We start from the raw sequence: 26371 nt of genomic DNA, 5'->3' as shown, positions 1-26371 counted from the left end.
ATTCTGCTTGAATGTTATGTAGATCCGGGGAACCCCTTCCGGTATCCCCATCATCTGCCTGCGGCCAGGATGTTTCCCCGACGCCTGCAATGCAATCATTGTAGCACATATTCCCGCCCCAGCGCAATTGCCGCTTTGTAAATTCTCCCTGCATTTCCCCTACTTTTACGGGATTCGGGGCTTCGCCAAAGCCAGCACCCCCACGATGAACCGCACCGACCGGGGGATAAAGACGGTGGGGTATTGCTCCACCAGATGGCGCAGCTGTTCCAGGGGGGCGATGCGGAAGGAGAACTCCTTGCCGGAAAGGGAGAGCCGCAGCGTCTCCCCTTCCCGGGCCAATTCCACCCAACCGTCGGCGGGGAGGGCCTGACTGGCTTGGTATCCCACGGCGGTCATCCCCGCTATCCCACCCACAAAAAGGAGGGTCAGAAAAAAGGCGGCGGCAAAGCCCCGCAGTTTTTGTCTCATTGGTCTTTCACATCCTTTTGCTTTCTTAAAACACAGTTTACAAGAGGGCCGGAGGCATCCCCGGCCTGACTATGCAAGGCGCTACGCCCCCTACACCCCCAGCTCGTGGAGGAGGTCGGCCAGGGATTGACCCACCAGTTCCGCCGTATAAATGGCTTCCTCTAAGGTGTTGGCCTGGCTGCCGAATTCCAGCAGCAGGGAGCCTGGGGCCAGATCCTGGTTGTACTTGCGGTAGCAGAACATCACCGGGCGCATCAGGGTGGGGGAATCGGTCTCCACCGCGTCCACCAGCCGGCCGGCAAACCGGAGGTTTTCACTCCAACCCGGCATATTCATGGTGCCGTCGTCACACCCGGCAATGATCATCAGCTGGGCCGCCTTTCGCCCATTGATCACTGTGGTGGGTTTGACAATTAAGGTGTCGGTGCGCTGGATACCGTCCCGGTGGACGTCCAGCACGATGCGAATGCTGGGGTTTTGGGCCAGGTGCTTTTTGATGGTTTCAGCACTGCGTTGGTAGGAGCCGTTGTAGGACGGGTAATCGTGCTGCATGGCGTCGTGAATGACCCCAATGCCATTTTCCTCTAACTTCTTGGCCAAGGCATTGCCCACTGCTACCATATTCTCACTGTCGTCGGTGCTGCGCCAGCCGTTGCGGGTATCGTAATAGCCGGTGTCATACTCCTCATAGCTCTCGGTGGCATGGGTGTGGATGATCAGCACCTGAGGTCCGCCTGGCACAAGCCCCAGATCGATGGGCTTCTCCAGTTCGGCGGCGATTCGCTCCCCTGTGAGTTTGGTATAGTTGCGGATTCTCCCGTTGCCTGCCGCGATCAGCGCCGCGCCTCCGGCCCCGGAAAGATCCTCTTCCGATATGTTGCCCCGGTATCTCTCCTCAATTTCAGGGGGCGGATCTTTTTTCTTTTCCGGCTGGGCACTGCTGGAATTTTCACTGGGCTTGGGGGAGGGCACCGGCGTTTCCGGCAGGGGATCGGGGACTTCATCCTTGGTGAACAATTCGGAATTGAACCGCTCCTCCAACAGGGCGATCCCCCCTTCAGGCATGGATAACGCCACCGAGAGGAATGCCGCCTGGCGGGTCAATTCCTCCAGGGCAGGCATTGCCGCAGTGGAGGAGATCCCCTTGGCCAGGGGCAACATCATAAGGCCCGCTGCCAAGAGGGCTAGAACTGATAGGATTCCCTTGGGATTTGTCTGTCTTTTCCTTCTCAACTGTCCACCCTCCACGTCCGCTGCACTCGGTCTGAAGCGACCTGTCTACCCTCATGGATATTCAGTTCACCCGGCGGATATGACAAGCCCTTGCCTGGGGATTTTCTCCCCTAGCGGGGTGGGCGCAGGCCAGCCAGTTAGGCCAGCAGGTAGGTGATCTCCTCGGCAGAAAGGTCCGGCTGGAGGGCCAGATTGATGGCCATGGAGATGAGTTTTGCCCCCCGCTCCACCATCTGGTCCACCTCCCGGGGGGTGACCATCATCGACCGGCCCTGGGGCTGGAACATCTGACGCAGCTGCTCCATACTCTCTTCGCTGGTTCCCTCCGGCCGGTATAACAGGTCAAAGGCCAGGGTCTCCCCATCTACCACCGTGGGGATGCCCATAGAGATCACCGGTACCCCCAAAGTCTCCTGACTCAACTCTTTGCGGCGGTTGGCCACGCCGGAACCGGGGGCGATGCCGCAGTCCGCCAATTGGATGGTACACCCCAGCCGGGAGAGGGACCGGGCCGCCAAGGCGTCGATGGCGATGACCGCCGCCGGCTCTATCTCCCCTACCACCGACCGGATGATCTCCCCGGTCTCCATGCCTGTTTGGCCCAGCACCCCGGGAGCCAGGGACGCCACCGGCCGCAGGGAGGAAAGGCCGCTCTCCTCCATAAGGCGCCCTTCAAAATGGCGGGTGGCCAGCACGTCGGAGATCACCAAGGGGCCCAGGGCGTCGGGGGTGATTTCCCGGTTGCCCAAGCCCACCACCAAAACCGTCCCCTCCTGGGGCAGTAGGCGGCGCAGCTCCCCGGCGATGGCGGCCGCTTCCTCAGTCCGGGCTTCAGCCAGGTCGCTGGGGGAGGAAAGCTCCGCTGTGATATACCGGCCCACCGGCTTGCCGATGGCCTGGGCTGCCTCCCGGGTTTTTACCTCCACTGCGGTAAAAGAGAGCTCTCCCCCCCGGTATTGGTCAATTTCCACCCCTTTTTGGGGGATTCCCCCCTCTATTTTTGTGCTTTCGATGGCCAAATCTGTGCGAATTCCCATTGAACTGACCGCTCCTTTATGGTAAAATATTTTTGTCTGAAAAATTGAAAAATCTTTCAGATCCAGTTGCAATTCCATTAAAAAAATGGTATTATAACTTGTACTGTCATGTAGAGTAAGGAGGTGTAACGATGCCGAACATCAAATCTGCTAAGAAAAGAGTCAAGGTGATTGCCACCAAAACCCAGCAGAACAAAGCTACCAGATCCTACCTGAAAACCGTTCTGAAGAAAGCGGATGTCGCTCTCTCCACCGGAGCCGAGGATAAAGAGGAAGCTGTTAAGCTTGCAATAAAGAAAATTGATCAAGCTGCCGCCAAAGGCCTGCTCCACAAAAACTGCGCAGCTAGAAAGAAGTCCAAACTGGCCAGCAAGCTGAATGCAATTGGCTAATGGACTTTAGATCCTGCATCAAGGCAAAATCAAGCAGCCTCGCAGCCGTGTGCGGGACTGCTTTTTTGCGTCCTTTGACGCCAACAAAATCCCCTAGGGCGAGAAAATACAAAGCGGACCGCTGTGACCACCTGTGTCATGCCGTCCGCTTTTTTGTTTACGCCTTATCGCCGGGCTTGAAGATCAGGGCGACCAACAGGCCGAAGAACACCGCGGCGCCGATGCCGGCGGAAGAAGCGGTGAAGCCCCCGGTCAACGCCCCCAGGAGCCCTTTCTCCTGGACGGCGGTCTTCACCCCTTTGGCCAAAAGGGAGCCGAATCCAGTCAAGGGGACGGTGGCCCCCGCCCCGGCAAATTCGATGAGGGGCTGATACACACCCAGGCCGCCCAAAATCACGCCGGCCACCACAAAGGAGACCAAAATTCGGGCAGGGGTCAGCTTGGTGTAGTCGATGAGCACTTGGCCGATGGCACAGATGGCGCCGCCCACCACAAAGGCCTTCAGATATTCCAAAAACAGTTCCATATTACATACCTCCTGCGGTGGATGGGCGGGTTTTGGTGTCGTCGTCCGCCGAAAGGTGGATCAAATGGGCAATGCCGGGGATGGATTCCCCCTGCTGCACACTGGTGGGGCTTAAAAGGGCACCGGTGGCCACGAATAGCATGTTTTTGATCCGCCCGTCCTTGACTGCGGGAAGGATATAAGAACAGAGCACCGAGGCGCTGCACCCGCAGCCCGAGCCACCGGCGTGGACGTCCTGGGTCTCCCGGTCGTAGATGAGCAGGCCGCAGTCGGCCTGTTTTTTGCCCAGGTGATAGCCCTCCCGCTCCAAAAGCTGGTGGAGCAGATCGGAACCCACCTGGCCCAGGTCGCCGGTCAAAATCAGGTCGTAGTTATCCGGGACGGTGCAAGTGTCCTCAAAGAAGCGCTTGATGGTCGCCGCCGCCGCAGGGGCCATAGCCGCGCCCATGTTGTTGGCGTCTTTGATGCCCAAGTCCTCAATACAGCCCAGGGTCACCGCCTTAATATAAGGGGGGGACACCCTCTCCCCCACGATGGCCGCGCCGGAGCCGGTGACTGTCCACTGGGCCGTCAGGGGGCGCTGGCCGCCGTATTCCAAGGGGAAGCGGTACTGCCGCTCTGCGGTACAAAAGTGGGAGGATGTGACGGCGATGGTTTTTTTCATCGCCCCGCCGTCCACCATGAGGGCGGAGAGGGCCAGCCCTTCCGCCATGTTGGAGCAGGCTCCGTAAATCCCCACAAAGGGGATGCCCATCTCCCGCAGGCCAAAGGTGGCGCCGATGCACTGGTTGAGCAGGTCGCCGGCAAACACACAGTCGATATCCCCGGTGCTCAGCTGGATTTTGGACAGGGCCTTATTGACCGCATCCTTCTGGAGGCGGCTCTCCGCCTTTTCCCAGGACTTTTCCCCAAAGGTAGTATCTTCGTTGATAATGTCAAAATAACTGGCGAGAGGCCCCTCCGATTCCTTTTTGGAGCCGATGGCGGCGTAGGCCAGCACCGATGGCGGGTTGTCCATCCGGTAGGTGTATTTTCCAAGTTTAGACGACATCGCGTTTCCCTCCTTTAATACAGTTTAAACAGGAATATAATGATGCCGTATACGATGCTGGCACTAATGCCGTACACAATAACCGGCCCGGCGATGACGAACATCTTGGCCCCCAAGCCCAAGATCATCCCCTCGCTTTTGAACTCCAGCGCCGGGGAGACCACAGCGTTGGCAAAGCCGGTGATGGGGACCAGGGTTCCTGCGCCGCCGTGTTTGGCGATTTTATCATAGATTTTTAGCCCGGTCAGCAGGGCGGACAGAAAGACCAAGGTCACGCTGACTACCGCCCCTGCGGTGTCCTGGTCCATTCCCATCCCCTGGTAGGTATTGCTTAAAAACTCGCCAAAGGTGCAGATGATTCCGCCGATGAGAAAAGCGTAGGGGATGTTGATATAGCTCTTGGAAGGGGGCGACGCCTTCTTGTTGAGCTGTTCATAATCCTTGTTGGTCATGGTTTTTTCACCTCATTGTTCTTTTAAACGGGATGCGTTCGCCGTTAGTGTATCCTACTTTTCAAAAACTATGTAAGAATCCCCGCCGCCGCAGGGTGGAGTGAGGGTGGCTGTATTTACCGAAACGGAGATTCGGCAAATTTCGCTGTTTTTCATCCGATGGCGCTCCTCAGAGGGGAAATCCGCAAAAATCCTATCGCAATTTCCCTGGGGTTTTGCTATAATAAAGTAGTATTTCAAACAGCTTTTATACCCATTGGTTCCCTTGCCTGGCACACCGTTGATTTGTGGATGCCACGGCACAAACGCCGCCTCATGGCTGTTTTGGAAAGATGGGTTTGCGGCAAACCACAAAAATTTTTTAGGCGGCTTGGCCCGTCGGAGCGCCCGCCTTCCGGCGGGGTGGGCGTTGCCATCCCCAGCGCCGGAGAAATGGCGGGTAATGTTTCTATGTCGCTGATTCACCTGTGTGTCACCCGGCCGCTGACCCCTCCGGTGGAGGGCACCGACCTGGTGATTTTTTCCGATATCAAAAACTATGTCGCCCAGTGGGACAACCAGAATTTTTTGGCTTCCTGTAAAAAGTATGCCCAAAGTTATGGGGTTTACCTGCTCACTAGCCGGGTGGTGGCCGACGGCTACCTTTGCCTCTTTTTGTTTGACGACAAGGGGAAGATCATCGGCGGGCAGCGGGCGGTATCTCTCAACCTCTCCTACCGGGGGACGCTTAGCCGCTCCACCGACCTGAATATCGTCCGCACGAAGTTCGGCAACCTGTTCTTGGCGGTGGATGTGGACATCTACCGGCCGGAAATTCTGCGGGCAGCAGCCCTATCCGGGGCGGAGATCATCCTCTCCAGCCAGTTCATCCCCCTCTATGACTACCAAAGCCAAAAACTGGGCCAGCTGGCCTTCCAGGCGGCGGACAATGGGGTGTATATCGTCAATGTCAGTAATGCCAGCACCTCGGTGATCGCCCCGGTGGAGACCGCCTCCTGCCCTGGCGGTTTTTTGGTGCGGGAGGACGATTCGGTCCCCCTTTTCTATTCACTGGACACCGGTCTGTATAAAAAAAGCAGCGACCCCGCCTCTCCCCTTGCCAGGCTGCGGCCAGCGCTGTATGAAAAATACGCATCCTATTTGGGGAGGTGATCGTTGTGCTGCCTGTCAAACTGAAATTGTCGTCCTTTGCTATCTCCTTGAAGTTTTCCCCCCGGCGGGTGGAACACATCGTCGCCAAAAAGAACAGCGAACGGTCCCAAAATCTCGCCGCCTGCTCCCGGGATGGGGTGCGGGTAGGGGCCGCCCAGGTGGAGGTCCGCCGGTACCGCACCTTGGCCGAATACGTGGAGGATATGGACCGGTATGTGGCCAAAGCGGTCCACGCAGGGGCGCAGATTGTCGCCTTCCCCCACGGCTGCGGCCTTCTGCCCATCGGCATCACTCCCTACTTCGACACCCTGCTGGAGGAGCTACAGCGGGTAAAGGACAATTCTGAAGAATTGACCGCCCTTCTCCTACAGCTGCTGGATGAATTTTCCTCCAGCCTCCAGGAGATTTTCCTCACCACCTTCTCCGCCCTGGCCAAAGCCTATGGGGTATATATCATGGCGGGGAGCACCTATGTGCTGGAGGGGGACAAGCTTTACTGCCGCTCCTACCTCCTGGATGAAAACGGCTTGGTGCTGGGCACCCAAGACCTCCTGCACCGCAGCCCCTTGGAAAAAGCCTTGGGCGTTGTGCCAGGGGAGGAGATCCGTTCCGATCTCACCAAAGCGGGCAGGGTGGCTATCCTCATCGGACAGGACGGCCGCACCTTGGAACCACTGCGCATCGCCCGGGGTATGGGGGCGGAGATCATCCTCTCCCCGTCAGGGAGCCTCACCCCCCGGCAGGAATCCTTGGCCGATTGGGGCTACAAGGCGGCAGCTGACGCCTTGGCTGTCTACATAGCGGCGCCGGTGCTCTCCGGCACTATGGGGGTCCGCTTCTGTGGGAGAGCGGCCTGCTACGGCCCCTTGAACATCACCAAAGAGCGGGACGGCATTGTAAACCAGGTGATCTGCGATGACGCAGGCGGCCTCATCGTCTCCCGCCTCAACCTAGAACAGCTCTATGCCGGGTTCGACGCCTACACCGGCGACTCCAACCCGGAATTCATCAAGACCCAGCTGATGAGTGCCTATCAAAAACTGACCAAACGGCTATAACCGCCCGGCCCTCCTAGTTTGGGAGGGCCCTTTTCCTGTGCCAAAGCAAAAAGGGAAAACCTGTGTTAGTTTTCCCCCCTGTTTTACAAAACATTGGCCTCAAAAGATGGGGAAACCTTAATTTTTTATGAATCCAGGCCCCAACGGTTGCATCCTTTTGCGGGAAAATGCTACAATATTTTAAGGGGTTATACCGTTTCGCCCGAGGGCTATAAATTGCCTTCAGGAGACGAAATGCGCCCCCGATCCCCTAAAATACCCAACGCTGCCCTCGCAGCGGGAAAGCCCGAATACAGATTTTTTCCCCGGCGGCTGCCTTATAGCCGTGTTGTCATAAAGGAATTGCCATGAAAAAACGATTTTTAGCGCTGTTTTTGGCGCTTTTCTTTGTCTTCTCCCTCGCCGCCTGCCGCAGCGGTAAGGACGACAGCCTGATATTGCGGTACGACCTTTCCGGGCAGGTGTCCAGCCTCGACCCCCAATTCACCACCAGTGCCGACGCCCGCACCGTCCTCTACAACGCCATGGAGGGGCTGTACCGCCTGTCCGAGGCCGGGGACCTTATCCCCGCTGGAGCCAGCGGGCACACCCTCTCTGCCGACGGGAAAACGTATACCTTCACCCTTCGCCAGGACGCCAGGTGGTCGGATGGCTCCCCGGTCACCGCCAAGGATTATGTCTTTGCCTTCCAGCGGATGTTCCGCACCGACTCCCTCTCCCCTCACGCCGGAAAGTTCGCCTCCATCGAGGGGGCTTCCGCCCGCATGGAAGGCACTGCCCAGCCCCTGGGGGTTTCCGCCTCCGGAGACTACACCTTGGTGATCCGCTTGACCGAAGCGGACCCCCTCTTTTTGCAGCGGCTGGCCGACCCGGCCGCCTTCCCCTGTAAGGAGGATTTTTACAACGAAAGCAAAGGCCGGTACGGCCTCTCCACCCAGACGCTCCTCTCTAATGGACCCTTCGTGGTGAAAAGCTGGGACAACAGCGCCTCTATCACCCTGCGGCCCAACGACCAGTATTCCTCCCAAGAGGAGTCCACCATCGATGGGGTCAATTTTTTCATCGGGCGGGAAAACCCCCTGGAACAGTTCACCTCCGGCAAGAGCGACGCCATCTGCCTGAGCCGGGAGGAATACCTCTCTTTGGGCGGTTGGAATACTGCCTCCCCACGGGAGGATACGGTTTGGCTCCTGGTGTTCAATACCCGCCATGCCCCCTTCCAAAATGAGACGCTGCGCCGGGCCATCCTCTCCCCCATCGACCGGGAAGCCCTTTCGGATGCCCTGCCGGAGGATATCGACTCTCCCGACGGGTTGATCCCCGCCGCGGTCCGGCTGGCTGGGCAGCCCTACCGGGAGTTGGCCGGCAACGCCGTGTTCCTCTCCTCCCAGGAGCCCCGGGACCTGCTGATCGCCGCCCTCGGGGACCTAGGGCTAGAAAAACTGCCTCGGACCGCCCTCTCCTATCCGGCGGATGCTGGAGTAGAAGATGCCGCCGCCCTGCTGCAAAAAGCCTGGGGAGAGAGTCTGTCCCTCTACGCCAACCTAACCCCCCTCCCCAAAGAGGAGCTGAATACCGCCATCCAATCCGGTGAGTTCGATCTGGCTCTTGTGCCCATCTCCAACCGAGGGGATGGGCACAGGGAGTTTTTGGCCCAGCTGTCCCAGCTGTTTGGCTGGCAAGAGGAAGAGTACCTTTCCCTTCTGGAGGAGGCCCAGCGGGCTACCTCCGCCAAGGCCATGGCTGCCGGATACCACCGAGCGGAGGAATGGCTACTGGAGCATTGCTACGCTTTGCCGGTAGGGGCCTCTTCCTCCTATGAAGCCACCAACCAGGATTTGGAGGGGATCACCTTCCTGCCGGATGGCACCCCCTTCTTCAAACTGGCACACCGCAAATAGAAACAAGGGGCCGCTATGGCCCCTTGCTTTCCATTGGAGGATCTTTTATGGAGTCTCTTTCCATCTATGGCACCCCCTATCAGTTTTCCAGCTCCATCCGGCAGGATAAGCTTCTGCGGGACAGCTTTAACCAGCTGACCCAGCTCACCTTTGGGTTTGACTTTTCCGCCTGGCACAGAGCCGGCCTGTGGACCGACGGGTACCAGCCCCACTGCCTTATAGCAGATGGTCAGGTTGTGGCCAACATCTCAGTCAATCGAATGACCTTTTGCTGGGAGGGGCACCCCCTTTCCATGATCCAGCTGGGGACGGTCATGACCCGCCCGGATTTCCGGGGCAGGGGGCTCTCCCGGTACCTGATGGAACGCATCCTCCAGGTATATGGGGGAACCGTTGACCTCATCTATCTTTTTGCCAACCACACAGTGTTGGAATTTTACCCAAAATTCGGGTTTTCCCCTGTGGAAGAGACACTCTTTTCCCGGGAAATGCCCGCCCCCAGCGGGGAAGTCCCTCGCAGGCTGGATGCCGATGCCGACTTTTCCCTGCTCCTGGAGATGGTCCAGCGAGGCAAACCCCAGGGGGCTCCCTCCTTCTGTGGGAAGTTTTCTCTCCGCAGAAGCTGTCCATCGGCCAGGTGCTTGCCGCCTTCTCCCAGCCGGGTATTTCCCGGGCCATATTGGGATTTCCCCCAAATGGGCTGGGGGGCTATGCCCTCTCCCCCCTTCCGGGCGGCGATGATATGTTGTTTGTCCAGGGCCCCGCAGAGGAACTCCTCCGAAAACAGCCTTTCCGGTTTCCCGCCCTTTCCCACGCATGACGGCAAAAACACGCAAAAAAGCCCACCGTTTTAAAACGGTGGGCTTTTTTATGCTTAAAAGATCGAACTAGATAAGCTCGATGATAGCCATCTCAGCTGCGTCGCCGCGGCGAGGACCGATTTTGATGATGCGGGTGTAGCCGCCGTTGGTCTCCTTGTATTTGGGAGCAATCTCATCAAAAACTTTTTTCGCAACGGTCTCTTTTGTGACAAAAGAGTACACCTGACGCTTGGAGTGGAGATCATCGTTCTTAGCCGTAGTAATCATTTTCTCGGCCATAGCACGAACCTCTTTGGCTCTGGTAACTGTAGTCTCAATCTTACCGTTTTCCAGCAGATAAGTGACCATAGCTCTCAGCATAGCCATTCTATGATCTGTGCTTCTGCCCAGTTTTCTGGTACCTGGCATCGAATTCACTCCTTTACCTGTGCTTCGTAGGAACTATGTTATTCTTCTTCCTTGCTAAGGTTAAAACCCAAGGACTCTAGCTTGCTGATTACCTCTTCAAGGGATTTCTTTCCGAGATTCCGAACCTTCATCATCTCTTCGGGAGATTTGTTGATCAGATCGTTGACGGTATTCACGCCAGCGCGTTTCAAGCAGTTAAATGCACGAACAGACAAGTCAAGCTCTTCAATGGTCATCTCAAGAACTTTTTCTTTCCCAGTGTCCTCTTTCTTTTCCATGATCTCGGTAGAGCTCACCTCGTCGGAAAGGTCGACGAAGTGGTTGAGTTGCCTATTGAGGATCTTGGCAGCCAGACTGACGGCTTCCTTCGCGGAGATGGTTCCGTCGGTCCAGACTTCGATTGTGAGTTTGTCGTAATCGGTAATCTGTTCCACTCGGGTGTTTTCAACGGTGTAGTTGACCTTGAGCACCGGGGTGTAGATGCTGTCCACAGCCAGGGTGCCAAGGGGCGCTTTCTCCAACTCCAGGGTTTTGTTCCGCTCAGCGGAGACATAGCCCTGGCCCTTTTTCAGGGTGATTTCCATGTGGAGTTTGGCGCCTTCGCCCAAAGTAGCAATATGCATGCTTGGGTCTAAAATCTCGACCTCAGCATCGGTCTCGATGGAACCAGCGGTCACTTCGCACTCGCCCTCGGCGTCGATGACGACGGTCTTAGGGCCATCGGTGTAAAGCTTGGCGGTCAGCCCCTTGATGTTCAGGATGATTTCGGTGACATCCTCCTTCACGCCGGGGATGGTCGAGAACTCGTGTTGGATGCCGTCAATCTTCACAGAAATAACGGCAACACCAGGAAGCGAGGAGAGCAGCACCCGCCGCAGGCTATTGCCCAAGGTTGTGCCGAAACCTCTGTCGAGGGGCTCTGCCACAAATCTGCCGTAGGTGCCGTCAGATTTGAGCTCAGCGGTCTCGATTTTTGGTTCAATAATTTTTACCATGTTCTGATACCCTCCTTTAGAAGCAGAAGAGGCTTCTGCTGTACAATTCGCATTCCCATGCTGATTCAATTAGAGGCATTACTTACTGTACAGCTCGACGATCAGATGCTCTTCGACGTCGAGGTCGATGTCCTCTCTGTTCGGAAGGTTGACAACCTTGACCTGCAGTTTTTCTTTGTCCGCATCCAGCCACTGGGGCACGGGGCGGGCGCCGCAGGATTCCACGATTGCCTTGATCTTCTCACTGGATTTGCTCTTATCGCAGACAGCGATTACGTCGCCGGCTTTGCACAGATAAGAAGCGATGTCCACTCTCTTGCCGTTTACAGTGAAGTGGCCGTGGCCAACCAGCTGACGGGCCTCTTTTCTGGAAGAAGCGTAACCAGCTCTGTAAACGATGTTGTCAAGGCGGCTCTCCAAAATGCGGAGCAGGTTTTCACCAGCCACGCCGGCTTTGCGCTCAGCCATATTGAAGTACTCGGCAAACTGGCTTTCCAGAACGCCGTAGTAGCGTTTGGCAGTCTGTTTTGCGCGCAGCTGGGTGCCGTACTCGGAAACTTTTTTCCGGGCTTTGCCGTGCTGGCCAGGGACAGAAGCTCTGCGGGTGACCGCGCACTTATCGGAATAGCATCTCTCGCCCTTGAGGAACAGCTTTTTGCCCTCGCGGCGGCAGAGTCTGCATACCGAACCGGTATATCTTGCCATTGAATTGCACCTCCTGATAAAAACTGTTATACGCGCCGTCTTTTGGGTGGGCGGCAGCCGTTGTGGGGAATGGGAGTAACATCTTTGATCATGTTGACTTCCAGACCGGCGGCCTGCAGCGCACGGATAGCGGCCTCACGTCCAGCACCTGGACCTTTAACATAAACCTCAACCGATTTCAGGCCATGCTCCATAGCAGCTTTGGCAGCGGTTTCGGCCGCGGTCTGCGCTGCGAAGGGGGTGGATTTCTTGGAGCCTCTGAAGCCCAAGCCGCCCGCGCTGGCCCAGGACAGAGCGTTGCCCTGAGTGTCGGTAATGGTGACGATGGTGTTGTTAAAGGTAGATTGGATATGAGCGGCGCCGCGCTCAATATTTTTACGCTCGCGACGCTTGCGAGTAGTGGCCTTCTTAACGTTAGCCTTTGCCATCTCTCGTATCCCTCCCTAATTACTTCTTCTTGTTGGCGATTGTTTTCTTCGGACCTTTTCTGGTACGGGCATTGGTTTTGGTTCTCTGCCCTCTTACGGGGAGGCCTCTTCTGTGGCGGACGCCGCGGTAGCAGCCAACCTCGACCAGTCTCTTGATGTTCAGGGCGGTGTCTCTTCTCAGGTCGCCCTCAACAACGAGATGTTTGTCGATGTATTCACGCAGCAGAGAAACCTCGTCCTCGGTCAGATCTTTCACACGGGTATCGGGGTTCACGCCTGTGGATTTTAAGATGTCGTTTGCTGTCTTGCGACCAATACCGAAGATATAGGTCAGACCAATTTCAACTCGCTTCTCTCTTGGCAAGTCAACACCAGCTATACGAGCCATATTCCTGTTGCACCTCCATTGTATCGGTTTTGCACAATCCCATTGCGCTGTGGGCGCTTCGGGCGTAAATTCTTTTAGCCCTGGCGCTGTTTATGCTTCGGGTTCTGGCAAATAACCATAATGCGGCCTTTGCGCTTAATCACTTTGCATTTTTCGCAGATGGGCTTAACGGAAGGTCTTACTTTCATTTTGAAACTACCTCCTTATATAGCCTAAAACGGGTTCTATTTGGAACGCCAGGTAATGCGTCCCTTGGTTAAATCGTATGGGGAAATCTCAACGGTGACTTTGTCTCCAGGCAGGATTCGGATAAAGTTCATCCGCAGCTTGCCGGAAATGTGGGCAAGCAGCCTGTGGCCGTTGGTCAGCTCCACCAGGAACTGGGCGTTGGGCAGGGCCTCAACAACGACGCCTTCGATCTCGATCACGTCTTCTTTGGACAAGCTATATTCCTCCTTCGCTTGGCAGTTTGCCATAGTTAAATGGATGCAGGGCTTCCCGCAGTTTTTTGTCGGTGGTAAGGGTGTCCACATCCAGTCGGGTATTGGTCCCGCGCAGGTGTTTTTTCCGCTTCCGCTTAGGCTTTTCCAGCTTTCGCTCCTTGCCGTCGGCGATGAAGGCGAAATCCCCTTCCATCTCCAGCACCACGTAGAACCGGTCTGCGTCGTGCCCGGCGATAGACCGGACAACGCTGCCTTTTTCAATGGTCATCATGAAGCGCCCCTTCTCTTATGGCCGGGTCAGGATAACAGGGCCTGACTCGGTGATGGCGATGGTGTGCTCAAAATGAGCCGAAAGGCTGTGACTTGCCGTGACCACAGTCCACTGGTTGGAGAGGACTTTGATCTTCTCACCAACCAGGTTGACCATGGGCTCGATGGCAATGGTCATACCCGGCATCAGCCGGATCCCTCTGCCAGGGGTCCCGTAATTGGGCACCTCTGGGTCTTCATGGAGTTTTGTTCCCACGCCATGGCCTACATACTCTTTGACGACGGCATACCCGAAAGATTCCACGTAGGACTGCACTGCGTATCCCACGTCGCCCAGGCGTGCGCCCGGAACCGCTGCTTGGATCGCCCGGTTGAGGCTCTCCTTGGTGACATCCAGGAGCTGTTGTGCTTCGCTGGAGATGCTGCCAACTGCAAAGGTGTACGCGTTGTCGCCGTGATATCCCTTGTAATAGGCGCCCACGTCTACGCTGACGATGTCGCCTTCCTGGATGACACGGGGACCGGGAATTCCGTGGATGAGTTCATCGTTGACCGAGATGCATGCGCTGGCGGGGAAGCCTCCATATCCTAAAAACGATGGCACAGCGCCCCGCGAACGGATGAAATCGTGGATGGCGTGGTCAATCTGGGCGGTGGTAATACCGGGCCGGATGACCTCGCCCGCACGCTGTAAAGCTTGCGCTGAGATTCTGCACGCCTCAAGCATAGGCGTCAATTCTTTTTTGGTCTTAAGCACTACCATGGCTTAAGCCTCCACAGCTTCAATCACCTTTGCGGTAATCTCGGCTACCGAGCCTTCGCCTTTCACCACATAAAGCTTGCCGGCTTTTTTGTAGTACCCCTCCAGGGGTTCGGTTTGCTCATGGTATACGCTCAAGCGCTGTTTGATGGTCTCCGGCCGGTCGTCCTTGCGGATGACCAGGGCGCCGCCGCATTTTTCGCAGAGGTCGCCTTTGGCGGAAGGTTTGTTGTCGATGTGGTAGCTTGCGCCGCACTTTTCACAAACCCGGCGGCCGGAAAGCCGTTTTTCAATCACTTCATCAGCCACGTCGATGTCGATGGCCTTGTCGATGATGATCCCCATCTGGTCCAGGGCCTCAGCCTGAGGAACCGTCCGGGGGAAGCCATCCAGAATGAAGCCGTTTTTGCAGTCATCCTTCGCCAGGCGCTCTTCGATGATCCCGATGACCACATCGTCGGGTACCAGCTGGCCGGCGTCCATAAAGGACTTGGCCTTAAGGCCCATTTCAGTACCGTTTTTCAGCGCCTCGCGGATGATGTTGCCGGTGCTGATGGTGGGGATGTTCAGTCGTTCACTTAAAATCTCTGCCTGGGTGCCTTTACCGGCACCGGGGGCGCCAAGAAGAATCAGCTTCATATTCATGCACGTTCCTTCCTAACGGTTTATTCCAGGAAACCTTTATAGTGACGCATCATCATCTGAGACTCCAGCTGTCTCACAGTATCCAGAGCAACACCAACGACGATGATAACTGTGGTACCGCCCAGGGCGATGTTCATCTTAGTGATGGCGCCGACTGCGATGGGCAGGGTGGCGATAATACCAAGGAACAAACCGCCGATCACGGTGATCTTGGAAACAATCCGGGCAATAAAGTCCGCGGTGGGCTTGCCGGGACGAATTCCAGGGATGGCTCCGCTGTTCTTCTTCAGGTTGTTGGCGATTTCAATAGGATTGTACTGAATCGCCACATAGAAGAAGTTAAAGCCCATGATCAAGATGAAGTACAAAATGGCATAGGAGGCGGTATCGTAGTTGAACCAGCTCAGGAAGGTGGCAAACCAACCAGTTGCGTTAGGCATAAATCCTCTGATCATACCGGGGATGCCCAGCAGGCTGCTGGCGAAGATAACCGGCAAAACGCCTGTCATATTGACCTTGATCGGGATATGGGTGGATTGGCCGCCGTACATTTTCCGGCCGACAACCCGTTTTGCGTACTGAACCGGGATTCTCCGCTCGGCGTTGGTCATCAGCACGATGAAAGCGATGACTGCGATGAAGAGAACCAGGATCAGGGGGACGCTGATAAAGTACTTAGATTCACCAGCCATGGCCAGCCGCATGTATTTCCACACTTCGCCGACCAAGGCGGGACCTCTGGAAACGATACCGGCAAACAGGATCATCGAGATGCCGTTGCCGATGCCCTTTTTGTCGATCTGTTCACCCAGCCAAACCAGCAGGCATGAGCCGCCGGTAAAGGTCAGGATGATAACCGCCGCAGTAAACATCCCCACGCCGCCGTCCACAAACTGAACCGCATTGAAGTTCTTCAGCATCAGGTAGTAAGCAGTTGCCTGCAGAAGGGCCAAGGCCACCATGGTGTACCGGGTGATCTTCTCCAGGCGCTTTCTTCCCTCCTCGCCCTCCTTGGCCAGCCGCTCCAGAGCGGGGATGGCCACGGTGAGCAGCTGGATCACAATGGAAGATGTAATGTGGGGCGAAATGCTCAGCGCAAACAAGGTGCACTGGGCGAACGAACCGCCGCTCAGGATGTCCAGGTAGCCCAGCAGGTTGCCGCTGGTGTGGATCATCGCCGAGATTGCCTCGGGGTTCAGGAAGGGCACGGGAATGGCCGCGCCGATCCGAAAGATGGCAATGATCATCAGTGTGTAAAGAAGTTTTTTCCTTAAGTCAGCAATTTTCCACGCATTTCTTAGGGTCTGAAACATCCTTACATCACCTCTGCTTTACCACCGGCTGCCTCGATTTTCTGCTTAGCAGACGCGGAAAAAGCAGCGACATTCACTGTCAGCTTTTTGGTGATCTCGCCTCTTCCCAGGACCTTGACGCCGTCAAGGGTCTTTTTGAGAAGGCCGGCATCGATCAATGCCTGTGCATCCACAACAGCGCCGTCCTCAAAACGGTTCAGGTCGCTGACGTTGATGGTGACATAGTGGGTGGCGAAGATGTTTACAAAGCCTCTCTTGGGGATACGTCTCTGTAAAGGCATCTGACCGCCTTCAAAACCGGGCCGAATGCTGCCGCCGGAGCGGGCTTTCTGGCCCTTGTGGCCTTTGCCGGCTGTTTTACCGTTGCCGGAACCAGCACCTCTGCCTTTGCGGAAAGCAGCTTTGGTGGAACCCGGGACGGGAGAAAGCTCATGCAATTTCATGTTACCTGCACCTCCTTGCCTTACGCTTCAGTTACCTCGATGAGGTGGGAAATTTTCTTAATCTTGCCCTTGGTGGCCTCGTTGTCGGGCTGGATGGTCTCCTGGCCGATCTTGCGCAGGCCGAGGGACTTGGCAGTGGCGATCTGGTCGTCTTTTCTGCCCACAAGACTTTTTACAAGTTTGATCTTAAAAGCCATTTGAGCGTCCCCCTTAACCTAAGATTTCTTTGACGGATTTGCCGCGGATGGCAGCAACTTCATCTACGTTTCTCAGAGAAGCCAGGCCCTGGATGGTGGCGGAAACCACGTTGCAGGGGTTGTTGGATCTCAGGCACTTGGTGCGGATGTCGCGGATACCGGCAACCTCCAGAACCGCACGGACGGGGCCGCCGGCGATAACACCGGTACCTTCGGGGGCGGGCATCATGAGAACCCGGCCAGCGCCGAACTCGCCGACGATTTCGTGGGGGATGGTGGTACCCTTCAGCGCTACTTTGTGAAGGTTCTTCTTTGCGTCTTCAATTCCCTTGCGGATTGCGTCAGGAACCTCAGAGGCTTTGCCAAGGCCGAAGCCCACGGTGCCGTTGCCGTCGCCGACAACCACCAGAGCTGCGAACTTGAAGATACGACCGCCCTTAACCGTTTTCGATACGCGGTTGATGGCGACGACTCTCTCTTGGAGATCCAGTGTGGAAGCGTCTATACGAGCCAAAGTATTCCCTCCTCCTTAGAATTTGAGGCCGCCCTCGCGGGCACCCTCTGCCAACTCTTTGATACGGCCGTGATAGATATAGCCGCTGCGGTCAAACACGACCTCGGAAATACCCTTCTCGATAGCTCTCTGCGCCAGAGTCACGCCGATCTTGTGAGCTGCTTCCTTGTTACCGCCGTTACCTTCAAAACCTTTGTCCATTGAGGATGCAGACGCCAGGGTGACGCCGTTTACATCGTCAATCAGCTGGGCATAGAGGTGTTTAGCGGAGCGGAAGACATTCAGACGGGGGCACTCTGGAGTGCCGCTGATCTTGGCACGAACTCTTGCATGCCGTTTCAGCCTTGCTTTATTGCTATCAGGCTTTTTCACCATGTCGATTCACTCCTTTAATTACTTCTTGCCTTTACCAGCTTTACCTTCCTTGCGGATGATAGTTTCGCCAACGTACTTAATACCTTTGCCCTTATAAGGCTCGGGAGGACGTTTCTCGCGAATCTCAGCTGCAAATTGTCCAACCTTCTGCTTGTCGGCGCCATGGACAATAATTTTGTTTGGTGCAGGCACGTCAATTGTAATACCATCAATTTCAGGCATGATCACCTGATGGGAGAACCCAAGGGTCATCACCAGGTTTTTGCCCTGTTTTGCTGCGCGGTAGCCGACGCCGTTGATCTCCAGCTCTTTGCTGAAGCCTTCGGAAACGCCTTGAACCATGTTTGCAATCAAAGTTCTGGTCAGTCCGTGCAGACTTCTGTGCTCTTTTTCATCGGAAGGACGGGTTACAACAACCGCGCCATCCTCCACAGCGATCGCCATATCGTGGTGGAACTCCTGGGTCAGGGTAGCTTTGGGGCCTTTGACAGTGACCTCATGGCCATTGACCTTTACTTCCACACCAGCGGGAATCGCAATGTGTTTTCTACCAATACGAGACATCTATTTGCACCTCCTTACCAAATGAATGCGAGCACTTCACCGCCGACCTTCTCTTTACGAGCCTCTTTGTCGGTCATGATGCCCTTAGAAGTGGACAGGATCGCAATGCCCAGGCCCTTCATAACGCGGGGCATGTCCTCGCAGCTGGTGTAAATGCGCAGGCCGGGTTTGGAAACTCTGCGCAGACCAGAGATAACCTGAGTCTTGTTGGGGCCGTATTTGAGAACAATACGGATCACGCCCTGCTTGCCGTCCTCAACGACGGTGTAGCTTTTAATATATCCTTCCTCCAACAGAATGCGGGCAATGGCCTTCTTCATGTTGGAAGCAGGGATGTCTACTGTATCATGTTTTGCAGAATTTGCATTTCTGATACGAGTAAGCATGTCAGCGACTGTATCGGTGATATGCATGCCGTCAACCTCCTTTGCTCGTGCTTACCAGCTAGCCTTTTTCACGCCCGGGATCTGGCCTTTGTAAGCCAGTTCTCTGAAGCAGATACGGCAGATGCCAAATTTCCGAAGATAGGCATGGGGTCTGCCGCAGATTTTGCACCGGTTGTATGCGCGAGTGGAAAATTTCGGTGCTTTTTGCTGTTTTACGATCATAGACGTTTTAGCCATGAAATTTTTCCTCCTACTTCGCAAATGGTGCGCCCATGAGAGTTAAGAGCTCCCGGGCTTCTTCATCGGTTCTGCCGGTGGTTACGAACACAATGTCCATACCGCGAACCTTGTCAACTTTATCGTAATCGATCTCAGGGAAGATCAACTGCTCTTTCAGGCCGAAAGCGTAGTTGCCTCTGCCGTCAAAGCCGTTGGGGTTGATCCCTCTGAAGTCACGAACGCGGGGAAGAGCGACATTGAAGAGCCGATCCAGGAATTCGTACATTCTGTCGCCTCTCAGGGTCACTTTTGCGCCAATGGTCATGCCCTCACGGAGCTTGAAGTTCGCAACGGATTTTTTCGCTTTGCAGGGAACGGCTTTCTGGCCGGTGATTTTGGCCAGGTCGCCCATGATGGCTTCCACAATCTTCTGATTGTCTCTAGCCTCACCGCAGCCTACGTTGACGACGATCTTCTCAAGCTTGGGAATCTGCATGACACTCTTGTAGCCGAACTTTTTCATCAAAGCGGGGGCTACTTCATCAGTGTAGAATTTTTCTAATCTTGCCATGTTCTCTCCTCCTTCACTTAGAATGTCTCGCCGCATTTTTTGCAAAGACGCTCTTTCGTTCCGTCGGCAAGGATTTTATGGGCAAGTCTTGTAGGTTTGCCGCACTTGGGGCAAACAAGCATAACCTTGCTTGCGTACAGCGCGCCCTCCGCTTTCACGATACCGCCGTTTTCGCCAGCTCTGCGGGGCTTCACATGTTTGGTGACCATGTTGCAGCCTTCGACGATAACCTTCTGCTCTTTGGGGCTGACCTCAAGAACCTTACCCTGCTTGCCGTTGTCTTTGCCGGACAGAATGACGACTGTGTCGCCCTTTTTTACATGAAGTTTGTTCACTGTCGACACCTCCATTACAGCACTTCAGGTGCGAGGCTCAGGATTTTGGTGTAATCCTTATCGCGCAGCTCTCTGGCCACTGGCCCAAAGATACGTGTGCCTCTGGGGTTTTTATCATCACGGATGATAACCGCGGCGTTTTCGTCAAAACGGATGTAAGTGCCGTCATCTCTTCTTACGCCTTTTGCGGAACGAACGATTACTGCTTTGACAACATCGCCTTTTTTGACAACGCCGCCAGGTGCAGCTTTTTTAACGGAAGCGACGACTACGTCGCCAATATTGGCATATCTCCTACGGGAACCGCCCAACACTCTAATGCACATAAGCTCCTTAGCGCCAGTGTTATCGGCAACCTTGAGATAGGTCTGCATCTGAATCACGATGCGTTCCTCCTTTCGGTTCACTAACTTACCAGTACCGCCGCCCTATTGCGGCGGCAACTACCCGCAACCGTTTTATGCGGGCGCTTAAATTAGCAACATAACAACCTTGTTAAGGTTCCTATTTCGCTTTTTCGATGATCTGGGAAACTCTCCATCTCTTGTCTTTGGACAGGGGGCGGGTTTCCATAATCTCCACCTTGTCGCCGATGCCGCAGGCGTTTTGCTCGTCATGGGCTTTCAGCTTGATGGTGCGTTTGATGATCTTTTTGTAAAGAGGGTGTCTCACATTGTCTTCGATGGCGATGACGACGGTTTTGTCCATCTTGTCGCTGACGACTTTGCCAACCCTAGTTTTTCTGAGGTTTCTCTCGCTCACAGCTTTGTCCTCCCTCCCGAATTACTGCACGTTTTTAAATTCTTTCTCCCGGATAACAGTTTTCACTTTGGCGATGTCCTTTTTGACAACAGCCAAGCGGGAAGGGTTATCCAGCTGATTGATCGCGTGCTGGAAGCGCAGGTTGAAAAGCTCGGCTTTGAGGTCGGACAGCTTTTCGTTCAGCTCTGCAACCGAAAGTTCCCTAATCTCAGCAGCCTTCATTACTCTTCACTCCCCTTTTCTTCCTTGACAACGAATTTGCACTTGATGGGCAGCTTGTGAGCGGCGAGACGCATAGCCTCTCTTGCCAGCTCCTCGCTGACGCCGCCGATCTCAAACATAACGCGGCCGGGTTTTACAACGGCGACCCAGTACTCGGGGCTGCCTTTACCGGAGCCCATGCGGGTCTCAGCGGGTTTCTCGGTGATGGGCTTGTCGGGGAAGATCTTAATCCAAACCTGACCGCCACGTTTGATGTAACGGGTCATGGCGATACGAGCCGCCTCAATCTGGTTGGAGGTGATCCATGCGGGCTCCAGAGCCTGCAGACCGAACTCACCGTAGGTGACAGTGTTGCCTCTCATGGCCTTGCCTTTCAGGCGGCCTCTGTGAACTCTGCGGTATTTAACTCTTTTGGGCAGAAGCATTATTTGTTGCCTCCTTCCTTACGAGGTTTCTTGACTTCCTGCAGAACCTCACCTGCATAGATCCAGACTTTGACGCCGATCTTGCCGTAGGTGGTGTCCGCCTCAGCAAACCCGTAGTCGATATCGGCACGCAGGGTCTGCAGCGGGATAGTTCCTTCGTGATAATGCTCGGTCCGGGCGATTTCAGCACCGCCAACGCGGCCGGAAACCTGAACCTTAATGCCTCTTGCGCCCAGCTTCATGGCACGACCGATGGCCTGCTTCATAGCGCGGCGGAAGGAGACACGGTTGACCAGCTGTGCGGCGATGTTTTCAGCGACCAGCTGGGCATTTTTATCGGGTTGTTTGACCTCGACAACGTTGATGAAAACGTTGAGCTTCTCGGTCTTGCCCTTGTTGACCATCTTCTCAACCTGGGCTTTGAGCTTCTCAATCTCAGCACCGCCCTTACCGATGACAATGCCGGGTCTGGAGCAGTGGATATGAATGCGGATCTTTGTGGCGTCACGCTCGATCTCGATGCGCGGAACACCCGCCTCGAACAAGGTCTTCTTGAGGAATTTACGGATGTTGTAATCCTCGACCAAGGTATCGCCGAAAGCGTTGTCCTTAGCAAACCAGCGGGAATCCCAATCTTTGATGACACCCACGCGCAAGCCGTGTGGATTTACTTTTTGGCCCATGATTTACCTCCTCTTCCAGCTTATTCTTTCTCTTTCAGAACGATGGTGATGTGCGAAGTTCTCTTGAGAACTTTAAACGCTCTACCCTGCGCTCTGGGTCTGATTCTCTTGAGAATGGGTCCGGGGCAAACAAAGCACTCGGCAACATAGAGTTTGTTCTTATCCATGTTGTGGTTGTTCTCCGCGTTTGCCATGGCCGATTTCAGGAGCTTTTCCAGTGGCTCACAAGCAGCCTTGGGGGTCAGTTTCAGTGTAGCCATTGCCACGTCGACCGGCTTGTTCCGAATCAGATCAAGCACGATCTGCACCTTGCGGGGTGCAATGCGGGCATAATTTAAATAAGCCCTTGCTTCCATGTGTTAATCCTCCTTTCGGCCCGGTTACTTCCCTGTATTGGATTTCTTAGAGCCGGCATGACCTCTGTAGGTTCTGGTGGGGGCGAACTCGCCCAGCTTATGTCCAACCATATCTTCGGTGACATAGACCGGAACGTGTTTGCGGCCGTCGTGAACAGCAAATGTGTGCCCAACAAAATCAGGGAAAATGGTGGACGATCTGCTCCAGGTTTTGAGAACTTTCTTCTCGCCGGCAGTGTTCATTTCTTTTACTCGAACCAGCAGTTTCGGCTGGACGAATGGTCCTTTTTTAACACTTCTGCCCATTGTTCATCTGCCTCCTTTCAGCACGCCTTACTTGTCGTTGCGGCGTTTGACAATGTACTTGTCGGAGCGGTGATGTTTCGCTCTGGTCTTGTAGCCCAGTGCGGGTTTACCCCAGGGGGTAACAGGACCGGGACGGCCCACAGGGCTCTTGCCCTCACCACCGCCGTGGGGGTGGTCGCAGGGGTTCATGACAGAACCGCGGACGGTCGGTCTCCAGCCCATGTGACGTTTCCGGCCGGCTTTGCCGATGTGGACGTTCTCATGGTCGATGTTGCCGACCTGGCCGATGGTGGCCATACACTCGACAGGTACGTTTCTCAGCTCGCCGGAAGGCAGGCGGATCAGCGCGTAAGCGCCTTCTTTTGCCATCAGCTGGGCCTGGATGCCAGCGGCTCTAGCCAGCTGGGCGCCTTTGCCAGGGTACAGCTCCACGTTGTGGATGAAGGTACCAACGGGGATGTTGACAAGGGGCAGGGCGTTGCCGGCCACGATGTCGGCGCTAGCACCGGAAACCACTTTGTCGCCGACCTTCAGGCCGTTGGGAGCAACGATATAGCGTTTCTCGCCATCCTCGTACTGAACCAGGGCGATGTGAGCGGAGCGGTTGGGGTCATATTCCAGAGTCAGAACGGTGGCGCTCATGTCCACTTTATCTCTCTTGAAATCGATTACGCGGTATTTTTTCCGGTTGGCGCCACCACGGTGCCGAACGGTAATTCTACCCAAGTTGTTGCGGCCGGAGTTCTTCTTGATCTCTTCAAGAAGGCTTCTTTCAGGAGCAACCTTCGACAGGCCTGTGTAATCGGTCACGGTCATCTGACGGCGGCCAGGCGTTGTCGGCTTAAAGCTCTTAATAGCCATTACAGTTTCACTCTCCTCATAACGGTTTTGCGGGATTTATGAGTTATCCCATACACTGCGCAAGCGCGCATTACATCATGCTCTCAAAGAATTCAATGCCCTTGGAATCAGCGGTCAGGGTGACGATGGCCTTTTTCCAATCGGGGCGGTAGCCCTGGTGGGCGCCCATTCTCTTCGCTTTGCCTTTGCAGTTCATGGTGTTGACTTTGGCAACTTTGGTGCCGGCAAAGAGAGCTTCGACTGCCGCGGCAATCTCAATTTTGTTGGCATCTTTGGCGACCTTGAAGGTGTACTTCCGGTCGGCGATGCCAGACATGCTAGCCTCGGTGATGACGGGCTTCAGGATAATGTCCTGTGCAGCTTTCATTATGCGTACACCTCCTCAATCTTAGCTACGGCATCTTTGGCCACGATGAATTTGTCGTAGTTGAGGATGTCGTACACATTCAGGGTGTTGACCAGAGCGGTCTTGACGCCGGGAATGTTGTTTGCGCTGGCGATGAGTTTTTCATCCACACAGGGCATAACGATCAACGCTTTTTTATCTGCACCCAAAGCTTTGAGCATGTTGACAACCGCTTTGGTTTTGTAACCGTCTACAGCGATGTTGTCCACAACGATCATGTTGTTCTCCAAAACTTTGGAGGAGAAAGCGGATTTGATAGCCAGTCTCTTCACTTTTTTGTTCAGAGTGTAGCTGTAATCGCGGGGCTTGGGGCCCAGGGCAACGCCGCCGTGTCTCCACTGGGGAGCGCGGATGGAACCCTGTCTTGCATGTCCGGTGCCCTTCTGTCTCCAGGGTTTGCGGCCGCCGCCTCTGACTTCGGTCCGGGTCAGGGTGGACTGGGTGCCCTGGCGCTGGTTTGCAAGGTAATTCACAACTGCAGCGTGCATAACTGCGGTGTTGGGCTCAATCCCGAAGATGGCATCCGAAAGGGTCATCTCGCCGACGCTTTTGCCAGCCATATCAAACACTGTAACCTGTGCCATTGTGTTTTCCTCCTTCCTTACGCCTTCACGCTGTCGGTGATGAACACTACTCCGCCTTTGGGGCCGGGAATAGCGCCTCTAAGCGCGATCAGGTTGTTCTCGACATCGACCTTTACCACGTCCAGGTTCTGAACGGTGACCCGCTCAGCGCCCATGTGGCCGGGGAGGCCTTTACCCTTGTAGACTTTGGACGGAGTGGAGTTAGCACCCATGGAGCCCGCATGTCTGTGAACAGGACCTGTACCATGTGTCTCTTTCAATCTGGAATACCCATGGCGTTTGATGGAACCGGCAAAACCTTTACCTTTGCTGGTGCCGCAAACATCCACGGCGTCGCCGACGGCGAAGGTGTCGGCCTTGATGATGTCGCCTACATTGATGGAAGAGCAGTCATCCAGCCGGAATTCCCGCAGCACTCTCTTGAGGGCGACGTCAGCCTTTGCAAAGTGGCCTTTCATGGGCTTGTTTGCATTTTTCTCGCTCTTGTCGCCGAAACCGATCTGCACGGCTTCATAACCGTCGTTTTCGATTGTCTTCTTCTGAACGACAACGCAAGGGCCTGCCTCAATGACAGTGACGGGGATTACTTTGCCTTTTTCGTCAAAAAGCTGGGTCATGCCAATCTTTTTGCCTACGATGCATTTTTGCATGTTTTCCTACCTCCTAAGGTTATTGGTTGGCGTCTTTCTGCCAACTTGACCCGCTGCCAAGACCTGTTTTTGAGATTACAGCTTAATCTCGATCTCGACACCGGCAGGGAGCTCAAGACCAGTGAGGGCTTCCACGGTTTTGTTGGAAGGTCTCAGGATGTCAATGAGTCTCTTGTGGGTTCTCATCTCAAACTGCTCACGGCTGTCTTTGTACTTGTGCACAGCGCGCAGGATGGTGACGATCTCTTTCTCGGTGGGCAGCGGGATCGGGCCGGATACCCGGGCGCCAGTGCGCTTCGCGGTCTCCACGATCTTCTCTGCTGCGGCATCCACCAACTGATGATCGTAACCTTTCAGTCGGATGCGGATTTTTTCTTTGACTGCCACTTTCATCGCCTCCTTGATAATTTGACTCGTTAGCGACGCTTTCTATACTGAACACCCCGCCGTGTGTTTCGCGGCCTGGCATAGAAAAAACCGGATAAACTTATGCCATTTTTGACACAGTTTAGCCGGGACTTTCGGTTTGTTTTTGACGCAAACCCATACCATTCCGCAGGGAAACACCCTTCGGTGACATAATGTCAGTATTTAAAGTCGCCCGGTTTAAAATCGGACATACTCAGCGAAAATTCCCCGCAAACAGCGGCCACCTCTCGCTTCATCGCATATCTGGTACCCTTTTACAGGGTGCCTGTGCAGTCACGCCTTATTATAATACATGATTCCGGGGCCGATTGCAAGGGTTTTTTCGCATTTTTTCGCAATTTTGGCGATTTTCTATTTTCGTTGGTTCCGAAGAAGATTCTAGGAACAATTTGTATACTTTATACAAAGGAAAAGGAGACTTTATCCAAGGGTACCACTTCTTAGGGTAGTTACCCTGGAACCCTGGTCTCCTGGGGCTTCCAGCCCCCGCACCCCCGGCCAGGAGGGCTTTTTCAAGATTCCATCTTGCAGTGGCTATGCAGGCGCTCCGCCCTGCACCCGGCCCCATTTTCTTCAGGGTAGTTACCCTGATACCCGGTAGCCTGGGGCTTCCAGCCCCCGCACCCCCGGCCAG

General features: G+C 55.0%; 43 protein-coding genes. 5 read left to right on the top strand and 38 right to left on the bottom strand.

What is annotated here, in order from left to right:
- Positions 1-165 precede the first annotated feature (165 nt).
- From RDQ42_RS05935 to gpr, 3 genes are all read right to left on the bottom strand, one after another.
- Positions 166-471 (bottom strand): hypothetical protein, encoded by a 306-nt coding sequence (locus tag RDQ42_RS05935; protein ID WP_308588438.1) that lies wholly within the window; start codon positions 469-471, stop codon positions 166-168.
- 90 nt (positions 472-561) lie between these two features.
- Complete coding sequence (gene spoIIP / locus RDQ42_RS05930; RefSeq protein WP_308588436.1) at positions 562-1635, bottom strand: stage II sporulation protein P; 1074 nt, start codon at positions 1633-1635, stop codon at positions 562-564.
- A gap of 206 nt (positions 1636-1841) precedes the next feature.
- Complete coding sequence (gene gpr, locus RDQ42_RS05925; RefSeq protein ID WP_231357984.1) at positions 1842-2741, bottom strand: GPR endopeptidase; 900 nt, start codon at positions 2739-2741, stop codon at positions 1842-1844.
- Between the two features lie 131 nt (positions 2742-2872).
- On the opposite strand from gpr, the gene rpsT reads away from it, so the two are divergent.
- Entirely contained in the window at positions 2873-3133 is a 261-nt protein-coding gene (rpsT, locus tag RDQ42_RS05920) for a 30S ribosomal protein S20 (RefSeq protein ID WP_054331349.1), read from the top strand.
- A 157-nt stretch (positions 3134-3290) separates the two neighbouring features.
- Here rpsT and spoVAE read toward each other — a convergent pair whose 3' ends face one another.
- From spoVAE to spoVAC, 3 genes are read right to left on the bottom strand one after another with little or no spacing between them, the layout of a single operon-like run.
- Positions 3291-3659, bottom strand: a complete 369-nt coding sequence (gene spoVAE / locus RDQ42_RS05915; protein WP_353532310.1) for a stage V sporulation protein AE — start codon at positions 3657-3659, stop codon at positions 3291-3293.
- 1 nt (position 3660) lies between these two features.
- A complete protein-coding gene (gene spoVAD, locus RDQ42_RS05910; RefSeq protein WP_054331347.1) occupies positions 3661-4710 on the bottom strand; it encodes a stage V sporulation protein AD in 1050 nt (349 codons plus the stop codon).
- Between the two features lie 14 nt (positions 4711-4724).
- Positions 4725-5162, bottom strand: coding sequence for a stage V sporulation protein AC (gene spoVAC, locus RDQ42_RS05905; protein ID WP_231357983.1), 438 nt, complete (start codon positions 5160-5162; stop codon positions 4725-4727).
- 450 nt (positions 5163-5612) lie between these two features.
- Between spoVAC and RDQ42_RS05900 the strand changes: the two genes are divergently transcribed.
- The 4 genes from RDQ42_RS05900 to RDQ42_RS05885 all read left to right on the top strand — a co-directional run bounded on the left by RDQ42_RS05900 (position 5613) and on the right by RDQ42_RS05885 (position 10127).
- Positions 5613-6314: a nitrilase-related carbon-nitrogen hydrolase gene (locus RDQ42_RS05900; protein ID WP_054331345.1), complete on the top strand. Its 702-nt coding sequence runs from the start codon at positions 5613-5615 to the stop codon at positions 6312-6314.
- A gap of 5 nt (positions 6315-6319) precedes the next feature.
- Positions 6320-7372 (top strand): nitrilase-related carbon-nitrogen hydrolase, encoded by a 1053-nt coding sequence (locus RDQ42_RS05895; RefSeq protein WP_308588435.1) that lies wholly within the window; start codon positions 6320-6322, stop codon positions 7370-7372.
- Positions 7373-7719: 347 nt separating this feature from the next.
- Positions 7720-9273: a peptide ABC transporter substrate-binding protein gene (locus tag RDQ42_RS05890; protein WP_308588434.1), complete on the top strand. Its 1554-nt coding sequence runs from the start codon at positions 7720-7722 to the stop codon at positions 9271-9273.
- 47 nt (positions 9274-9320) lie between these two features.
- Positions 9321-10127: a GNAT family N-acetyltransferase gene (locus tag RDQ42_RS05885; RefSeq protein WP_308588433.1), complete on the top strand. Its 807-nt coding sequence runs from the start codon at positions 9321-9323 to the stop codon at positions 10125-10127.
- 33 nt (positions 10128-10160) lie between these two features.
- On the opposite strand, the gene rplQ is transcribed toward RDQ42_RS05885, so the two are convergent.
- From rplQ to rpsJ, 32 genes are all read right to left on the bottom strand, one after another.
- Positions 10161-10502, bottom strand: coding sequence for a 50S ribosomal protein L17 (gene rplQ, locus RDQ42_RS05880; protein ID WP_071427598.1), 342 nt, complete (start codon positions 10500-10502; stop codon positions 10161-10163).
- A gap of 38 nt (positions 10503-10540) precedes the next feature.
- Entirely contained in the window at positions 10541-11497 is a 957-nt protein-coding gene (locus RDQ42_RS05875; RefSeq protein WP_054331341.1) for a DNA-directed RNA polymerase subunit alpha, read from the bottom strand.
- Positions 11498-11575: 78 nt separating this feature from the next.
- Complete coding sequence (gene rpsD / locus RDQ42_RS05870; protein WP_054331340.1) at positions 11576-12202, bottom strand: 30S ribosomal protein S4; 627 nt, start codon at positions 12200-12202, stop codon at positions 11576-11578.
- A 26-nt stretch (positions 12203-12228) separates the two neighbouring features.
- Entirely contained in the window at positions 12229-12630 is a 402-nt protein-coding gene (rpsK, locus tag RDQ42_RS05865) for a 30S ribosomal protein S11 (protein ID WP_054331339.1), read from the bottom strand.
- 19 nt (positions 12631-12649) lie between these two features.
- Positions 12650-13018: a 30S ribosomal protein S13 gene (rpsM, locus tag RDQ42_RS05860; RefSeq protein ID WP_054331338.1), complete on the bottom strand. Its 369-nt coding sequence runs from the start codon at positions 13016-13018 to the stop codon at positions 12650-12652.
- A gap of 74 nt (positions 13019-13092) precedes the next feature.
- Positions 13093-13206: a 50S ribosomal protein L36 gene (rpmJ, locus tag RDQ42_RS05855; RefSeq protein ID WP_054331337.1), complete on the bottom strand. Its 114-nt coding sequence runs from the start codon at positions 13204-13206 to the stop codon at positions 13093-13095.
- Between the two features lie 36 nt (positions 13207-13242).
- Positions 13243-13461, bottom strand: coding sequence for a translation initiation factor IF-1 (gene infA / locus RDQ42_RS05850; RefSeq protein WP_054331336.1), 219 nt, complete (start codon positions 13459-13461; stop codon positions 13243-13245).
- 1 nt (position 13462) lies between these two features.
- Positions 13463-13732, bottom strand: coding sequence for a KOW domain-containing RNA-binding protein (locus tag RDQ42_RS05845; protein WP_231357981.1), 270 nt, complete (start codon positions 13730-13732; stop codon positions 13463-13465).
- A gap of 15 nt (positions 13733-13747) precedes the next feature.
- Positions 13748-14494 carry a type I methionyl aminopeptidase gene (map, locus tag RDQ42_RS05840; RefSeq protein ID WP_071427594.1) on the bottom strand — a complete coding sequence of 249 codons (747 nt, stop codon included), beginning with the start codon at positions 14492-14494 and terminating at the stop codon, positions 13748-13750.
- 3 nt (positions 14495-14497) lie between these two features.
- A complete protein-coding gene (locus RDQ42_RS05835) occupies positions 14498-15130 on the bottom strand; it encodes an adenylate kinase (protein ID WP_054331554.1) in 633 nt (210 codons plus the stop codon).
- A 26-nt stretch (positions 15131-15156) separates the two neighbouring features.
- Complete coding sequence (secY, locus tag RDQ42_RS05830; protein ID WP_054331334.1) at positions 15157-16449, bottom strand: preprotein translocase subunit SecY; 1293 nt, start codon at positions 16447-16449, stop codon at positions 15157-15159.
- A 2-nt stretch (positions 16450-16451) separates the two neighbouring features.
- Positions 16452-16892: a 50S ribosomal protein L15 gene (gene rplO, locus RDQ42_RS05825; RefSeq protein WP_054331333.1), complete on the bottom strand. Its 441-nt coding sequence runs from the start codon at positions 16890-16892 to the stop codon at positions 16452-16454.
- Positions 16893-16912: 20 nt separating this feature from the next.
- Entirely contained in the window at positions 16913-17089 is a 177-nt protein-coding gene (gene rpmD, locus RDQ42_RS05820) for a 50S ribosomal protein L30 (protein WP_054331332.1), read from the bottom strand.
- A gap of 13 nt (positions 17090-17102) precedes the next feature.
- Positions 17103-17603, bottom strand: coding sequence for a 30S ribosomal protein S5 (rpsE, locus tag RDQ42_RS05815; RefSeq protein ID WP_054331331.1), 501 nt, complete (start codon positions 17601-17603; stop codon positions 17103-17105).
- Positions 17604-17618: 15 nt separating this feature from the next.
- A complete protein-coding gene (gene rplR / locus RDQ42_RS05810) occupies positions 17619-17978 on the bottom strand; it encodes a 50S ribosomal protein L18 (protein ID WP_071427592.1) in 360 nt (119 codons plus the stop codon).
- A gap of 18 nt (positions 17979-17996) precedes the next feature.
- Positions 17997-18542, bottom strand: coding sequence for a 50S ribosomal protein L6 (rplF, locus tag RDQ42_RS05805; RefSeq protein WP_054331329.1), 546 nt, complete (start codon positions 18540-18542; stop codon positions 17997-17999).
- 14 nt (positions 18543-18556) lie between these two features.
- Positions 18557-18955 (bottom strand): 30S ribosomal protein S8, encoded by a 399-nt coding sequence (gene rpsH / locus RDQ42_RS05800; RefSeq protein ID WP_054331328.1) that lies wholly within the window; start codon positions 18953-18955, stop codon positions 18557-18559.
- Positions 18956-18979: 24 nt separating this feature from the next.
- Positions 18980-19165 (bottom strand): type Z 30S ribosomal protein S14, encoded by a 186-nt coding sequence (locus RDQ42_RS05795; RefSeq protein WP_054331327.1) that lies wholly within the window; start codon positions 19163-19165, stop codon positions 18980-18982.
- 13 nt (positions 19166-19178) lie between these two features.
- Positions 19179-19718: a 50S ribosomal protein L5 gene (rplE, locus tag RDQ42_RS05790; RefSeq protein ID WP_054331326.1), complete on the bottom strand. Its 540-nt coding sequence runs from the start codon at positions 19716-19718 to the stop codon at positions 19179-19181.
- 17 nt (positions 19719-19735) lie between these two features.
- Positions 19736-20053: a 50S ribosomal protein L24 gene (gene rplX, locus RDQ42_RS05785; RefSeq protein ID WP_054331325.1), complete on the bottom strand. Its 318-nt coding sequence runs from the start codon at positions 20051-20053 to the stop codon at positions 19736-19738.
- A gap of 14 nt (positions 20054-20067) precedes the next feature.
- Positions 20068-20436, bottom strand: a complete 369-nt coding sequence (gene rplN, locus RDQ42_RS05780) for a 50S ribosomal protein L14 (protein ID WP_054331324.1) — start codon at positions 20434-20436, stop codon at positions 20068-20070.
- 121 nt (positions 20437-20557) lie between these two features.
- Complete coding sequence (gene rpsQ / locus RDQ42_RS05775; RefSeq protein WP_054331323.1) at positions 20558-20815, bottom strand: 30S ribosomal protein S17; 258 nt, start codon at positions 20813-20815, stop codon at positions 20558-20560.
- A 21-nt stretch (positions 20816-20836) separates the two neighbouring features.
- Positions 20837-21037, bottom strand: a complete 201-nt coding sequence (gene rpmC, locus RDQ42_RS05770; protein WP_054331322.1) for a 50S ribosomal protein L29 — start codon at positions 21035-21037, stop codon at positions 20837-20839.
- Positions 21037-21462: a 50S ribosomal protein L16 gene (rplP, locus tag RDQ42_RS05765; RefSeq protein ID WP_054331321.1), complete on the bottom strand. Its 426-nt coding sequence runs from the start codon at positions 21460-21462 to the stop codon at positions 21037-21039. Before rplP ends, rpmC begins: the two co-directional genes overlap by 1 nt.
- The gene (rpsC, locus tag RDQ42_RS05760; RefSeq protein WP_054331320.1) at positions 21462-22145 is read right to left on the bottom strand and encodes a 30S ribosomal protein S3; all 684 of its coding nucleotides are present in this window, start codon (positions 22143-22145) and stop codon (positions 21462-21464) included. Before rpsC ends, rplP begins: the two co-directional genes overlap by 1 nt.
- Positions 22146-22165: 20 nt before the next feature.
- Positions 22166-22501 carry a 50S ribosomal protein L22 gene (gene rplV / locus RDQ42_RS05755; protein ID WP_054331319.1) on the bottom strand — a complete coding sequence of 112 codons (336 nt, stop codon included), beginning with the start codon at positions 22499-22501 and terminating at the stop codon, positions 22166-22168.
- 24 nt (positions 22502-22525) lie between these two features.
- A complete protein-coding gene (gene rpsS / locus RDQ42_RS05750; RefSeq protein WP_054331318.1) occupies positions 22526-22807 on the bottom strand; it encodes a 30S ribosomal protein S19 in 282 nt (93 codons plus the stop codon).
- Between the two features lie 27 nt (positions 22808-22834).
- A complete protein-coding gene (gene rplB / locus RDQ42_RS05745; protein WP_054331317.1) occupies positions 22835-23668 on the bottom strand; it encodes a 50S ribosomal protein L2 in 834 nt (277 codons plus the stop codon).
- Positions 23669-23738: 70 nt separating this feature from the next.
- Positions 23739-24035, bottom strand: coding sequence for a 50S ribosomal protein L23 (gene rplW / locus RDQ42_RS05740; RefSeq protein ID WP_071427590.1), 297 nt, complete (start codon positions 24033-24035; stop codon positions 23739-23741).
- On the bottom strand, positions 24035-24658 hold the full coding sequence (gene rplD, locus RDQ42_RS05735; RefSeq protein ID WP_054331316.1) for a 50S ribosomal protein L4: 624 nt from the start codon (positions 24656-24658) through the stop codon (positions 24035-24037). The genes rplW and rplD overlap by 1 nt, the downstream gene beginning before the upstream one ends.
- Before the next feature lie 17 nt (positions 24659-24675).
- Positions 24676-25308 carry a 50S ribosomal protein L3 gene (rplC, locus tag RDQ42_RS05730; protein WP_054331315.1) on the bottom strand — a complete coding sequence of 211 codons (633 nt, stop codon included), beginning with the start codon at positions 25306-25308 and terminating at the stop codon, positions 24676-24678.
- 75 nt (positions 25309-25383) lie between these two features.
- A complete protein-coding gene (rpsJ, locus tag RDQ42_RS05725; RefSeq protein WP_054331553.1) occupies positions 25384-25695 on the bottom strand; it encodes a 30S ribosomal protein S10 in 312 nt (103 codons plus the stop codon).
- Between the last annotated feature and the right edge of the window lie 676 nt (positions 25696-26371).

This window comes from uncultured Merdimmobilis sp. (assembly GCF_902471145.1).
In the GTDB taxonomy this organism is placed as follows: domain Bacteria; phylum Bacillota; class Clostridia; order Oscillospirales; family Ruminococcaceae; genus Merdimmobilis; species Merdimmobilis hominis.
Note: the sequence above shows the minus strand (reverse complement) of the source record. Positions and strands in the feature narration are given on the sequence as shown.